At 66.7% G+C, this 14,682-nt stretch carries 7 protein-coding genes; 6 read left to right on the plus strand and 1 reads right to left on the minus strand.

All coding sequences use genetic code 11. The features are described 5' to 3' along the window. The first annotated feature begins 22 nt into the window (after positions 1-22). On the plus strand, positions 23-7,981 hold the full coding sequence (locus AB0H42_RS31430; RefSeq protein ID WP_357062656.1) for an MFS transporter: 7,959 nt from the start codon (positions 23-25) through the stop codon (positions 7,979-7,981). A 55-nt stretch (positions 7,982-8,036) separates the two neighbouring features. Here AB0H42_RS31430 and AB0H42_RS31435 read toward each other — a convergent pair whose 3' ends face one another. Then, positions 8,037-8,825 carry an IclR family transcriptional regulator gene (locus AB0H42_RS31435; RefSeq protein ID WP_357062658.1) on the minus strand — a complete coding sequence of 263 codons (789 nt, stop codon included), beginning with the start codon at positions 8,823-8,825 and terminating at the stop codon, positions 8,037-8,039. Positions 8,826-8,982: 157 nt separating this feature from the next. Here AB0H42_RS31435 and AB0H42_RS31440 point away from each other — a divergent pair, with 157 nt between their 5' ends. Genes AB0H42_RS31440 through AB0H42_RS31460 form a run of 5 tightly spaced genes read left to right on the plus strand, consistent with a single transcriptional unit; the run spans position 8,983 to position 14,681 of the window. Then, complete coding sequence (locus AB0H42_RS31440) at positions 8,983-9,849, plus strand: isocitrate lyase/PEP mutase family protein (protein WP_357062659.1); 867 nt, start codon at positions 8,983-8,985, stop codon at positions 9,847-9,849. A 17-nt stretch (positions 9,850-9,866) separates the two neighbouring features. Then, the gene (locus tag AB0H42_RS31445; RefSeq protein WP_357062702.1) at positions 9,867-11,111 is read left to right on the plus strand and encodes an aconitase family protein; all 1,245 of its coding nucleotides are present in this window, start codon (positions 9,867-9,869) and stop codon (positions 11,109-11,111) included. Next, entirely contained in the window at positions 11,108-11,641 is a 534-nt protein-coding gene (locus AB0H42_RS31450) for a 3-isopropylmalate dehydratase (RefSeq protein WP_357062661.1), read from the plus strand. The genes AB0H42_RS31445 and AB0H42_RS31450 overlap by 4 nt, the downstream gene beginning before the upstream one ends. Beyond that, the gene (locus AB0H42_RS31455; RefSeq protein WP_357062662.1) at positions 11,638-12,981 is read left to right on the plus strand and encodes an MFS transporter; all 1,344 of its coding nucleotides are present in this window, start codon (positions 11,638-11,640) and stop codon (positions 12,979-12,981) included. Before AB0H42_RS31450 ends, AB0H42_RS31455 begins: the two co-directional genes overlap by 4 nt. Then, entirely contained in the window at positions 12,978-14,681 is a 1,704-nt protein-coding gene (locus tag AB0H42_RS31460; RefSeq protein ID WP_357062664.1) for an AMP-binding protein, read from the plus strand. The genes AB0H42_RS31455 and AB0H42_RS31460 overlap by 4 nt, the downstream gene beginning before the upstream one ends. Position 14,682: the final 1 nt, after the last annotated feature.

Raw genomic sequence — 14,682 nt, forward strand, 5'->3', positions numbered from 1 at the left:
GTTACCATCGTGGCTGCCTCCGATGGTAGTCGAATGCACGGCCGGTCATTTCCCACACGGCGACGAGACCGCGATGCGCGAAATGGCCGAATACTGGTCGGATAAGGCCGAAGAATGTCGCGCAGCCGCCGACTACCACGACGACCGGGCAGTGAAGAGCGCGGCCGCCACCCGGAGTGCAGGTGGGGACGGAGCGGCACAGAGCCACAGAAGCCTGGCGGCGAAGTTTCGGGCTCAAGCCGAATGCAACGACTCGCTGGCCGAACAGCTGTACGAGAACGCGAACAACACCGAACTACAGAAGTGGACGGTCTACGGGTTCGCAGGGCTCCTGGCCTGGCAACTGCTCCGCTCCGCGATCATGTTCTCCCCGGCCGGCGCCACGATCGAGATGCTCATCCACCGCATGGCGACAAAGACGGCGCTGCAGGTCGTCAGCCAGAAAACCGTAATCTTCATCGCTGGCCAATCCGCAAAGTTCGCCGCCGAACGCAGCACGCTCAGACTGGCCGGCAACGCGGGATTCTGGGGTGGTTTGCAGGTCGGCGGCATGAACGTCCTCATGCAAGCCGGTCAGATGAGCAACGGCACCCGCGAGTCGATGGACTGGTCGAGTGCCCAGATGATGGCGATCTCCGGCTGGGCCGGCGGCGCCGCGGGCGCACTCGCGGGCAAGAAGATCGGCGAGCGGTGGGTCATTCCGAAGACGGTAGCGCTGGCCGAGGGCGCGCACAGCGGCCTCGGCCGGATGCTCTACCAAGTCGGTGGCACGGCGCTCGTCGGTACCGGTGCCGGACTCGCGGGCGGTATCGTCGGTACCTCGGTCGGGCTTGTGGGCCAGGAGTTCACCCTCGAAAGCATCGGCGAAACGCTGATTCCGGCCATGGTCGGTGGTTTCCTCGGCGCCGCCGCACAGGGTGCCGCCGATATCCGTAGCGCCACCCGCGCAACGGCTCCCGCCGCCCCCGGGGGCGCTCGCACAGCCAGAGCTCTCGCGGCCGGTGCCCTCGCCGTCAGCGCTCTCACCGGGACCCTGCACTCCGACGCCCCTCCCCCGGTCGACGCGCCCGGGGGTGCGGTTCGCAACGCCCGGGCTGCCGGTGAGGTATTCACCCCCGCGGTCGGCGAGCACGGTCCCCTCGGCCACAACCCGAACAATCGGGCCCCGGGCCCCCGAGCCACGGCCGATCTGATCTCGCGACCGGCGCCGTTCATCCACGAGGACTACCACGCGGGTATCCAGCGGCCCCAGGGTTCGGACACTGCGTTCCCCGGCGGCGTCGATCAGAACCGGGCCGACCACATCGCGCACCCCACAGGTGAACAGCTGCCCACGAACGAGGCGCCCCGGATCCAGTCGTCGCACCCGCCGGACGGTGGCCGCTCCCCGCACACAGATGTCAACACCCTCGGCGCGGTACATCCCGCCGATTCCACCACGGTCGGTGAGGGCACGCGAAACCATGCGGTCAGCGGCACAGTTGATCCGCGGCAACACCACCAGGAAGGGGGCGTGGACCCCTCAGAAGGGGGACGTCCCGGCACGAACCGCGATACGAGCGGAACCGCGGAGCACCCGGTAACTCCGGAGGCGCGACCTGATCGGCCGGTATCGGCCGACGAAACCGGGAGCGCACCGCAACCGCGAGCCGACGAACCCGAACCGGCGCCGACCGCGGATCGGTCCGGCGAACCCGAGACCGAGCGGGCCGGACCCGTCGACGGGTCCGGAAAGCACCCGGACGAGGCCGGCGCGACAGCCCCGGAAGGAGACAGGATACGACAGGACGCCGAGGAGACACTGCGGGATTACGCGGCTCGCTCCGGTCCGGATATCCCGGAGGCACAGCGCTTGGTGAACGCCTCCGGTGAGACCCTGGTCGAGATGTTGCGCGGCAGCCCGGCCGACGCGGACGCGGCATTGATCGAGGTGATCCGGCGTGGCGAGGGCAAGGTGCTGCGCTGGACACAGGTAGTGGCGATGAAGGCCATGCACGACGGCGTGGTCAACATGGATGCCGGCGAGGGCAAATCACTGGTCTTTCTCGCCCATGGGGCGCGCGAGGCCCTGGCACACGGGTCGGCGCAGGTGATCACCACCCGCGACACCCTGGCCGGCCGTGAATTCATCAGATTCACCGAGGTGTGGGGCCCGCTGGGGTTCGATATCGTGCGCATGAACCCGGATACCGCACTGCCACCACCCACACCGGGCAGACCCACCATCTATATCGGCACCCAGCAGGACGTGGGTTTCGCCGCGTTGCGGGAGAACTGGGTGCCGGGCCGCCACGCCACGATCGACGAGATCGACGAGGCACTCGTCCACGCCGAAACCCAGTACTTTCTGTCCGATGGGGCGGGCCGACCGGCCGATACCGTGGTCACCACGCAGGTTGTCGTCGCACACGACATTCTGCAGAAAGGCATTCTGACAGCCTCCGATTTCGGACTCGCGCGGGAGCAGCGCAGCGGCCCCGCGAATCTGACGGAAAGCGGCCGTCAGATGCTGGAGCACCGGCTGGGCCGCGCGCTGGGCGCCGGGGAGTTGAACCGGCTGAACATGGCGGCCGCCGCCAAGTGGGAGTACATCGAGAATGTGCACTACATCCGGCACGAAATCGCCGGCCGGGAGCGGGTATTCATTATCGACCAGACCACCCACAAGGTGTTGTACGATCCCGAAACCGCCACCGAGAGCCGCTGGCACGGCGGCCTGGCCCAGGCGATCGAAGCCAAGCACGGCCTGGTCGTCCAAGCCGACCCGAACAGTTCGAAAACCATCACCGCGCGCGAACTGTTCGGCGCGCAGAACTATGACAAGGTCACCGGCGCCTCGGGCACCGCACGTGGTTCGGCGACGCAGCTCGCGGACCTCCTCGGGACCGATGTCATCACCGTCGACCGTTTCCACGATTCGAAGCTCGAGGTCATGGCGGATACGATCTCACCCGACGAAGCCATGAAATTGCGGACTCTCGCGGCCGATATCAAGCAGATGCAGGAGACCGGCCGACCGCAGCTGATCCTGGCCGACCGTAACGATATCGTCGCCCAATTGTCGAAGCTGTTGCATCCGGACGATCCGGGCCATCCCGGCCGGGTCGAACATATCGCGGTGGACGCGAAATGGTTCCTCGAGCACGGCACCCGCGCCGAGGCAGAACTGCAACGTATCTTCGACGCCGCGGGTCAAGAGGGGAAAGTCCTGGTCATCAATATGCAGGGCGCCCGCGGGGTCGATATCCCGATCAACGCGGTGACCAGGGAACTGGGCGGCCTGCATGTTGCTGTCACCGGACGCTCGGCGCTTTCCCACGATATCGATATCCAGGCCCAGAACCGCGCCGCCCGTAACGGCGATCCCGGTAGCGTCCGGTACTACATTTCCCCCGGCGACAACCTGTACGCCCTTACCGAGAACCCGATGGTGCGGCAGGTCGTCGTCAAATATGCCGGCGAGTACACCCAAGCTGCCGGCGAGCATCGGGCGGCGCCGACCGTCGAGACCCGGGCTCGACTGACCCGAGCCGAGAACGACCTTCGTGGACTGGTGCATCCACTACAGGAGGAGGCGGCCGCGCAGCGCCGGCAGGCGACGTCCCCGGTCGACCACACCTCGGGTCCGGCCACCCGCGCGCCTCCCGCCGACCGGTCCGACGACGACGAGAGAACACAGCATTCGCGGGCGACCAACCAACTCCCGGAGGAATTGTCCGGCGGCGTTCCCAGCGCCGCCACCGCCGGACAGCGTGAACCCCTTACCGGCACAATGGGCAAGTGGTCGGCGGCCGACGCCGATACGCTGCTGCGACAGGCGCAGGACGGCCATCCGGCTGCGGCGCAGGCATTGCAGCGCCGAATCGGTCCCACCACACTCCAGCACGTCCTCACCACTCTGGGCTGGGATCCGGCGCACGGCCCACCGGCAGCGCCCGTGCAGCACCTGGCGCAGGCGATCAACTCGGCCGGTTTCCGTGCCGCACAGCTCGACGGATGGCAGGTTCCGGGCAGCCACGACCTCGGCGGCTGGCTGGGCGAGAAGTTGCAGAACGTCATGGGCGACGCTCTCGGGCATCTGGCGCACACCCAGGCCGAGCACTTCGCCGCCGCGCAGGATGCGCTGCGACGAGGCCACGAACTCACCGCCGGACAACTCGCCGCCGTCGGCGAGTTGACTCACGCGGTCCAGGCCCGTGCCCCGGCCGGAGCGCCCATATCGCGCGTCGGCTCCGAGGATGTCGCGAGCACCGCATCGGCCGCATTCCACAATTCACCCGTCGATCTGGACGCGGCACCCATCCAGCACGCCGACCACGCTGTTCGAACCGCGGCCCGGACGGACCCGTTTCCGGGCGGCCTGCTCGAAACATCGCCGTCGAACGGGATTCCGGCCGAAGACAGCGCACCCACACCATGGTTCGGCCTCACCTTCACGGCTGATCCGGGCGCCGGACTGCTGATCCCGGACACGACCCCCCGCGCCGGCCGAAACCAGCAGCCGGGCCGAATGCCGACGGCCGGAGCCGACCGGACAGATGGGGCCGAAGCCGCCGCGCACACACCGTGGAACAGGCACCGAACGCTCATCGGTGCGGCCCATCCGGCAGCCGCACCCGCCGGCCGGATCGGCGACCCCGGCCGGAGTGTCAGCGCGCCTCACATCACGGAATCTCCGCCACCGGTGCCGCGTACCTCGCCCGCGGCGGCCCCGGGCTCCCAGCGTGCGGCCGCCTCGACCGCCTCCGGATTGGTGCTGGCGCTGGCCCGGGGCACAATCTCCGGGCAGCTACCCCAGACGGTCCGGGATGCGCTGGAGAAGGACCCGCGGGCGCTGCAGGACGGGATCGAACAACTCGCACCGCGACAGCGGCAGGTGCTGCATCATCGCTTCCTGCTCGAACTGTCGCCCGCCGCCACGGCGGCGGCCCTGGGCCGGTCCACCGACGCGATCAGGACAACGCAATATGCGGCGTTTCTCCGTCTCGCCGAGCTGTTGGCGAGACCGGTCCACGACGAATCGTCGGCGATGGCCCGGAAGACACGCAGCACCGTCACCGAGACCCCCGCATACGTTCGCGACTGCCTCGTCCAATCTGTGCGCGCCACCCACGCGCTCGGCTACGACGGCGCGACCGTCCCGGCCAAGGGCGCCGACACTTGGCGGGACCTGGAGGAAAGCCTCGACAGCGCCTTCACCAGAATTCCCGGATCGGTCACCACCGACCCGGTCGCCCATATCCTCGACAAGGTCGCGGACCCCGCCAACAACATCGACACCGCTGTCATCGTCGTCGACTACGGCACCAACGCCCACAGCTACACCGTCACCACCATCGGTGACCGGACTGTCGTCTTCGACACCAACATCGCGCAACCGGCCACCGAGACCGGCCCGCGGACGGACCGGCGCATAGCCCGTGTCCGGACCCGCGAGGAGTGGAAGCCGTCCGACTCCGCACGGATCAGGTCCGCTTTCGTCCTCGAGTTCACCCAGGACTCCGCGGGCCGGCTCCAACCACTACGCCCGGATCAGGTCGACGGCCCGAATGCGACGGAGCGACAGCGCAAGATTCATGGCCCACCCGCCGCAGCGCCCGACGGGCCGGGGCTACCCGAACCCTCGAAATCGTTCCTGCAGTGGATTCGCAGCAAGGTCCGGCCCCAGAACAGGAACATGTTCCTGCGGTTCCTCGGCGGTACCGGGACCGGCGTGCTGGGCGGCGCCTGGGTGAGCGGTGCCCAGCTGACGATGGTCGACCTGGGTGCTTCGATCGGGATGGTCGGCATGATGGCAGCCCTGGCCCAGGCGGGCACGCTGACCGGGAAATTGGTAGCGGGGCCGATCGCGGACAGACTCGATAACCGTAAAACGCTGATACTGCTGTCCACGGCCGGGCTCGTGACCATGCTCGCCGGCGGCGGCTGGATCGCGGCCGGTCTGGCAGGCGCGGCGACGGCGCTCCTGGCTGCGGCCGGCCTCATCTCGGTTATCGATGCGATCGCCGGCATAGTCAGCAGAGGCTATGGCAAAAGTTTGGCCAGAACACTGGCGGAGAAAGACCTCGCTACCTCCTACATTCTGATGGAACGCGCACTGGCCAGCGCACTCGGCAAAGCTCTCGGCCCGATACTCCAACCGATCGCCTCCGCGCTCCTGTTCGCGACCCTCGCGTTGGCCCATCTGGTGCACCTGGCCATACTGCGCATACTTCCCTCCCCTTCGCTGGATGCCACCGAAGATCCTGCGCGGAAAGTCACCGAAGACACCGAAGACACCGGAAAGAAGCCGGGATTCTTCGACGGCACCAAGCTGCTGTGGAAGGACACCTACCTGCGCGGCTTCCTCGGACTGAGCCTCCCGGCGGTCTTCGCGAACACGGTGGGCGGGGTACATCTCGTGAATATCGTGACCAGCAACGATTTTTCGTCCTGGACCAAAGCCGCACTCATGGGAGCGGTGAGCACCGGAATCGTGGCGGCATCGAAGATACCGAAGTCATGGATCGAGCGCGCCCACGTCAACTGGACCTATCCCGCATCCCTTGTTTCGCTGGCGGGCATCATGGCAGCATTCGCCACCACAACCAACCCCTATGTCCTGTGGGGTGTTTCGGCCTTCAGCGGGATGATCAATATGGTTCAGAACAAGAAATTCAACAGCGAAGTCGACCGGGTCGTTCCCGAATCATCCGGTGGTAGCGCGTGGTCGACAATTGATATCGTCAGCGCACTGGCCGGAATAGCAGGTGGCGTGTCCGCCGGCGCGATCTTGTCCCACGGTGGCGATTTCACAGGTTGGCTGAACACCGGAATATTGGGCGCGACAGCGGTCGGGGCGGCGACACTCGGTTATGCCACCCGGAACCGGAGGAATACGCCACCACCGACAGAACAGGGTTCGACCGAGCAGACCGAGGAAGGTTCGACCGAGCAGCCGGGATCCGTCGCCCCCGACCCTGCCGCGGTCAGTAGTATCGCGATCCGACTCGCCCGCGCATTCCGGGCACTCAGCGACGACAACTCACCCGAGCCCGACTACAACAATGCGCAATTGGACACGAAGAACCGCTGGAAACCCCTCGAAGTCGCCATCGGGGCTCCACTGCGACCGCATCCGGCCAAAGGCGACGCCGCCGTCTCCGAAATCACCGAAACCGTCCGCACCGGACGAAACGGCATCGCCCTCGCCGTCGTGGTGACCCGGAAGGGCACCAGCGTGGACGGCGCGATCCTCACCGACGTCGAAGGCGTCCCCCTCCGCCTCGGGGGCCTCCTCGACGACTCCGACGAAGTTTTCGTCGCCTACTTCACCGATAACAACAAAGGCAAGCTCTTCCAGTGGCTGCCCACGAGTCGAGTCGATGGACACGATGGACAACAGCACGCCCGCGTACACACACTGAACCCGGAGGTGGAGCTCGAAGGCTCGCCATCCGGGACCGTCCCGTCACCGGACCACCCCGAGCCGGCCGGCCGAGAAGCTCCCGTTCCCCCGGATCCGAGCCCCGTTCCGCGCTCCACTCCGGAAGCCTCGGCACCGAACCGGCCCGAGGACTTCCTGTCGGTCATCGAAACACGACACCCAGGCGAGAGCGGACCAACCACTCATCGACCGCAACCCTGGAAAAACCGCCCGGAAACCCACCTCACGAATACCGGACCGGCGAAAGTAGGAATCTCTCCCGAACCCGACGAGCACCTCGGGTCCGAACCCACCCAAGCCACACCGCCGACCAACACCGGCGTGCGTCCGGTGGACACCGCGAACACCGGAACAGCACCGAAGCAAGCCCGCTACCGAACACCCCCGCCCACCGATATCGAAGATGCCCTCGACCTTCCGCACCGCCACCGCAACCCCCCGCCATGGGCTCCGCACGCCGGCCGCGGCGTCCCGGACCAAGCACTGACACCGCACGACGGACGAGAGAGCCGGCCGAAATCCCACGACGAGCCGATTCCGACCCCGTGGCAGTGAGACCGTCGATCAGGGAGTCTCGACGTGAAACCATTGCCGGGGAGCCGGGTAGCCGTCAGGCTCGCGGTAGCGCTTGCACGATCCTGGTGATCCGAGCTCCGGCGTCGCACACCTTCTCGATCTTCGCGGCCAGCGCGTCGCCGTCGAACTCCTCGGCCCGGCCACCCACGCTGATGGACGCGACCACCGATCCGTCCCGCCCCAGGATCGGTGCCGCCACGGCGGCGACCCCGGGCAGATAGTCCGAGTTGCTCACCGAGTAACCGGCTTTCTTGATCCCGTCCAGGTGTTCGACGAGCCGGTCCGCCTCGGTGATGGTCCGCTCGGTGATCGCCGGCAGGCCTTTACTGATCCACCTGTCCCGCAGTGCCTCCGAGTGCGCGAGCATGACGGTCGGCCCCGCCGCGGCGTGATAGGGCATGACGGATCCGATATTGATGCCGGCGACGACGAGCGAGTTGCGGCCCTCGAGCAGGTCGATACACACCGCGCCCTGTTCGGCGGGAACCATCAGATAGGCCGTGTTACCAAAGGTGGTCGCCAGCTCGGACATGGAAGGTTTTGCCGCGGCACGGATATCGAGTTTCGACAGTGCCGCGGCCCCGATTTCGAATACCGGCATCGCAATGCGGTAGGCGCCTTCTTCCGTGCGATCCACCCACCCCGCCTGGATCAGTGTGGCCATCAGGCGGAACACCGTCGTCTTGTTCATCCCGCTCGCCACGGTGAGGTCGTTCAGCGTCCAGGCGGGCCGGTCCGCGCTGAAGTGACCGAGCAGCGTGCACGCCTTGAGGACGGCGCCCACGACATCGCGACCCCCCGGCGCCTCGGACTCTACGGGCACAGCCACTGATACTCACTCGCTTCCATGGGTCGTGCGATCGATCTCGCCACCATACGAACACTTCTCTCGCTCGGGGTTGACTTGTGACCTGAGCCACCTTACCGTCTCATATCGAGATACGAAACGCATTCCGCATTGCGAAACGGAGAGTGGACTGGTGCGCAGCCCGACCTTGAAAGACCTCACGTCGAACGGACTCGTCTACGCCCCCGGCGTATGGGACGGTCTGACCGCCCGCCTCGCCGAGCAGGCCGGTTTCAGCGCCCTGTGCGCCTCGGGCTTCGCCGTCTCGGCCGCCCTCGGCCTCCCCGACGCCGAGCTCTACACCCAGACCGAGAACCTCCAGGCAGTCCGCACGATCCGGGAGTCCTCCAAGCTGCCCCTGGTGGCCGATATAGACACCGGCTACGGCAATGCCGTCAACGCCGCACGCACCGCCGCCAAATTCGCGGACGCCGGCGTCGGCGGCATGTTCATGGAGGACCAGGTCTCCCCCAAGTCCTGCCCCATCTGCGTCGGCGACCCCGTCGACCTGATCACCGTCGACGAGGCCACCGGCAAAATCCGCGCCGTCCGCGACTCCATCCCCGACGACGTCCTGCTGATCGCCCGCACCGACGCCCGCGGCGACGACGCCATCCGCCGCGCCCGGGCCTACGTCGAGGCCGGCGCCGACATGATCATGCCGGTCACCAAGACCTTCGAAACCGTCGAACAGTGGCAGCGCTGCCACGAGGAGGTCGGCGTCCCGCTCATGGCCACCCTCACCGCCTCGACCTGGACCGAACGCGATTTCACCCCCGAGATCCTCGACCAGATCGGCGTCCGGCTCGCCCTGCTGCCCACCCAGGTGCTGATGGCGGTGGCCGGAGCGGCCCGCGAGACACTGAAGCGGCTGGCCGCGGGCGAGGCCCCCGCCCAGGTCAGCGCCGACGCCCTCCAGCACCACGAGTTCGTCGAACTGATCGGCTTCCCCGAGGTCGAGGCCATGCAGAACAAGTACCTACCCGCGAAGGAGCAGTGACCGCCGTGGGTTACACGATGACGGAGAAGATCCTGGGCCGCGCCTCGGATCAGGACACGGTCCGCGCCCGCGAGAACCACGCGGTGCAGCCGGCGCGCATGATCGCCTACGACTTCCCCGGCTACACCGATGTGATGTTCCGGCAGATGCGCGAGGACTTCGGAATCACCGAACTCCAGGACCCGAGCCGCTACATCGTCTTCATCGACCACATGCTCACCAAGCGCAACGAGAAGGAAACCGAAGTCCACCAGGTCACCCGCGACTGGTGCGAGTTCTACGGCATCGAGTTGCACGAGGGCCGCGGTATCGGCCACCAGCTCACCGCCGAGCTGGGCCTCGCCATCCCCGGCGAATTCCTCGTCCATTTCGACGGCCACATCAGCGGTATCGGCGCCTTCGGCGCCCTCGGCTGGGGTATCCGGCGCGACCTCATCGAAGCCTGGGTCACCGGCCGGGTCTTCGTCGATATCCCCGCCACCACCCGCTTCGACCTCGTCGGCGAATTCCCGCCCGGCGTCGACAGCCGCGACCTCGTGCACACCATCATCGATATGGTCGGCGCCGACGGCTGCGCCCATCAGGTGATGGAATTCGGCGGCCCCGGCGCCCGCGCCATGACCATCGACCACCGCCAGGGCCTGTGCGGAATGGCCATGTTCACCGGTGCCGTCTCCGCCGTTTTCGAACCCGACGAGACGTCACTGGCCTACGCGAACGAGGTCGCCCGCCGCAGCTTCGACCCCGTCTATCCCGACCCAGACGCCACCTACGCGGCCCGCCACACCATCGACCTCTCCACCCTGACTCCCCGGGTGGTACTCCCCGGCTCGGCCCGGGCCGTCAATACCAAAACCGCCCAGGAACTCGCCGGCACCCCCATCACGAAAGCCTTCATCGGTTCCTGCGCCAGCGGCCGCATCGAGGACCTGCGCGCCGCCGCCCTGGTCCTGGACGGTCGCCAGGTCGCCCCCGGCGTCGAACTCAATGTCGTCCCCACCTCACAGAAGGTGTACGAGCAGGCCGAGCAGGAAGGCCTCCTCGACGTGCTCCGCGCCGCAGGTGCGCATATCAATATATCGAGCTGCGATTTCTGCTTCGGCTACCAGAAACCCCTGCAAGCCGGGGAGAACTGCATTTCCACCGGCGTCCTGAACATCTCCGGCCGCATGGGCAGCTCCGACGCCAATATCTACATGGGCTCCCCCTACACCGTCGCCGCCAGCGCCTTGGCCGGCACGATCCAGGAGTCGGTCCAGTGAGCGCCTATCCCCCACCGCCGGACCTCATCGAAGGCAAGGTCGCCTGGATCTTCGGCGACGATTTCGATATCGATCTCGTCGTCGGCGTCGCCAATATCAAGTCCTACGACCCCGACCACCTGCGCTCGGTGTGTATGCAGGCCTACGACCCCACCTTCACCGACCGTGTTCGCCCCGGCGATATCATCGTCGGCGGCCGTAACTTCGGCTATGGCCATCCGCACTATCCACCCATGGTCGCCCTCCGCAACGCGGGGATCGCGGCCATCGTCGCGGAATCCTTCTCGCCCGGCTTCTGGCGCGGCGAGACCTTCAACGGCATGCCGTTGATCACGATCCCCGGTATCTCGACCGCAGTCCGGGTCGACGATGCCGTGGCCCTCGACTGGCGCGCCGCAGCACTGCGCCTGCCCGATGGCACCGACCTGGTCGGAACCCCACCGAATCCGCGGACCGTTCAGGTCATCGAAGCCGGTGGTTCGTACGAACTCCTCCTCGCCGAACACGCACGCCAAGGAACCCCGCAATGACCAATGTCGATCATCGCGTCGAACCCACGCCGCCCTCCGGCACGTCGCCGGTAGCAGCGCCGAAGAAGTCGAACTCCGTGGCCCGCCGCGCCGCCATCGCCGGCGGCGTCGGCACCCTCATCGAGTACTACGACTTCGCGGTCTACGGCTTCCTCGCCGTCACCATCGCCCCCCTGTTCTTCCCCTCCGACAATTCCGGCGTGTCGATCCTGTCGACCCTCGCCGTTTTCGGTGTCGCCTACGTCGCCCGCCCCCTCGGCGGCATCTTCTTCGGCCGCCTCGGCGACCGCCGCGGCCGCCGCCACGCCCTCGTCATCACCGTGGTCGCCATGGGCGTGGCCTGCGGCATCCTCGGCCTGCTCCCGACGCATTCGTCCGTCGGCGTCCTCGCCCCCGTCCTGCTGGTGCTCGTCCGCCTCGCCCAAGGCTTCTCGGCCGGCGGCGAAGTCGGCGGCGCGGCCACCTATATCGCCGAATCGGCCCCACCCAAGCGCCGCGGTTTCTTCGGCTCCTTCACCCCGGTCGGCTCCACCCTCGGCTTCGCCGTCGCCGCCGCCGTCGTGGGCCTGGTCGCCCTCGTCACCACCGACGAACAGATGGAGTCGTGGGGCTGGCGTATCCCGTTCCTGCTCGCCCTCCCCCTCGCCTACGTCTGCCTCCGCGTCCGGATGAAGCTCGAGGACACCCCCGAATTCGAGGAGATGGCCGAAAAGCAGCAGGTCACCAAGAGCCCGCTGCTCGACACCGTCACCAAGAATCCGTGGTCCGTACTCCGCGTCGTCGGTGTCGCCATCGCCATGAACGGCTCCGGCTACATCGGCCTGACCTACTTCAGCGTCTACCTGATCAAAGACCTCGGCTTCTCCAAGGACGCCGTCTACTGGACCTCGGCCATCGCCATCGCCCTGGCCTGCGCCACCTTCCCACTCAGCGGCATGCTCACCGACAGGTTCGGACGCAAACCGGTACTCATCGGCGGCTACCTCGGCTACGTCATCATCGCCCTCCCGGCATTCATGATCATGGGCGCGACCGAGAGCATCCTCGTCATCGGCATCGTCTACTTCCTCTACATGGTGCTGAACGGCGTAGTCCAGGTCCCGGCGTTCCCGCTGTTCACCGAACTCTTCCCCCGCACGGTCCGCTACACCGGCGTCTCGCTGGGCTTCAATATCGGCACCATCGCCGCCGGCGGCACCGCCCCCTATGTCGCCGCCCAGCTCGTCGAATCGACCGGCAACGCGATGTCGCCCGCCTACTGGGTGATGGGTGTTTGCGCCATCGGACTACTCACCGTCGCGACCATCCGGGAAACCAGCCGCAAGGAACTCCCAGCATGAGCACCGGAAACACCGGGAAAGCCCCGTCCGCCGCATTTGATGAGGGTGCGGCGGACGGGGCGTCCGCCCAACGGGAGGTGCCCGGACTCCACCCACACTTCGACACACTCGTAGAGGCATGGAACGACCGGGTCCACCACGACCCCGACGCCCCCGCCCTCGTGTACTTCGACACCACACTCTCCGTGCGCCAGACCGACGACCTCGCCAACGCACTCGCTGCCGCGCTGGCCGATCGTGGCGTGGGGCACGGGGAGCGGGTGGGCATCCACCTACAGAACATTCCGCAATACGCGCTGGTCCTGCTCGCGCTGTGGAAACTCGGCGCCACCGCACTATTGCTCAACCCCATGTATCGCGGGCGGGAACTCCGCGAACTGGTCGGCGATGCCGAGCCGGTCGGGATCATCACCACCGACCGCGATGTGCGGCAGGTCCGGGAGGATGTCGCCGACAGCACGGTCCGTTGGGTGCTCGGTACCGCGGAGGCGGAACTGCAGTGCCGCCACGACCGCCGGGTCATCGGCACCGAGTCGGCACCATTGGTCCCCAGCGACCCCGACCTGCTCGGTTTGACGCACAGGTACGTCGGCAAGCAACCACCGCAGGTTCAGGTGCGCGGCGAGGACCTGGCGTTCCTCGCCTACACATCCGGCACGACCGGCCCGCCGAAGGGTGCGATGAACTCGCACGCCAACGTGCTCGCGGTGACCACCAGTTTCGCCCGGATGGCCGGGATCACTTCCGGCGACGTCGTTTACGCGCTCGCCCCGCTGTTCCATATCACCGGGGCGGTCGTCATCGGCGCGCTCGCGCTGACCGAACGGACGTCGCTGGTTTTCACCGGGCGCTTCAACACCGATGTCGCGCTCGACGCACTTCGCGAGCACGGAGTCACCTACACGATCGGTTCCATCACCGCCTTCAACGCGATGATGAACTCCGAATACGCCTCCGCCGAACACTTCTCGAGCATCAAGACACTGTTCAGCGGGGGTGCACCGGTTCCGCCGAGTACGGTCGCCCGATTCCGGGAGCGGTTCGGGCACTACATCCACAATGCCTACGGCATGACCGAAACCTCGTCGGCGGTCACAGCGGTGCCGCCCGGAACGAGCGCACCGGTCGACCCGGACAGCGGTACGCTGTCCATCGGACTGCCGCTGCCAGGAGTGAGCGTCGAGGTCGTCGACCCCGAAGGATGTCCTCTTCCACCCGGAAGCCAAGGTGAACTCGTCGTCACCGGCCCACAGGTCATCCGTGGATACTGGCGCAAGCCAGAAGAATCAGAGGCCGCCCTGCCCGAAGGCCGCCTCCGAACCGGCGACAGCGCGATCGTGGACAAGCAGGGGTGGGTTTACCTGGTCGACCGGATCAAAGACCAGATCAATGTCTCCGGGTACAAGGTATGGCCCCGTGAGGTAGAAGACATCCTCTATGAACATCCAGCAGTGCTTGAGGCAGCAGTTGTGGGCGTTCCCGACGAATACCGCGGTGAATCGGTGACTGCCTATGTCTCGTTGAAGGACGGATACACCACCCAGTCCGACGAGCTGATCTCTTTCACCCGAGATCGTCTTGCGCCCTACAAGCGGCCCAGAACTGTGGAGATCATCACTGAGCTGCCGAAAACACAGACAGGCAAGATTCGCCGACGAGCGTTACGCAACCAATACCTTGAAGACGGAGTGGCTGAATAAC

The organism is Nocardia sp. NPDC050799, assembly GCF_040654015.1.
Lineage (GTDB): Bacteria > Actinomycetota > Actinomycetes > Mycobacteriales > Mycobacteriaceae > Nocardia.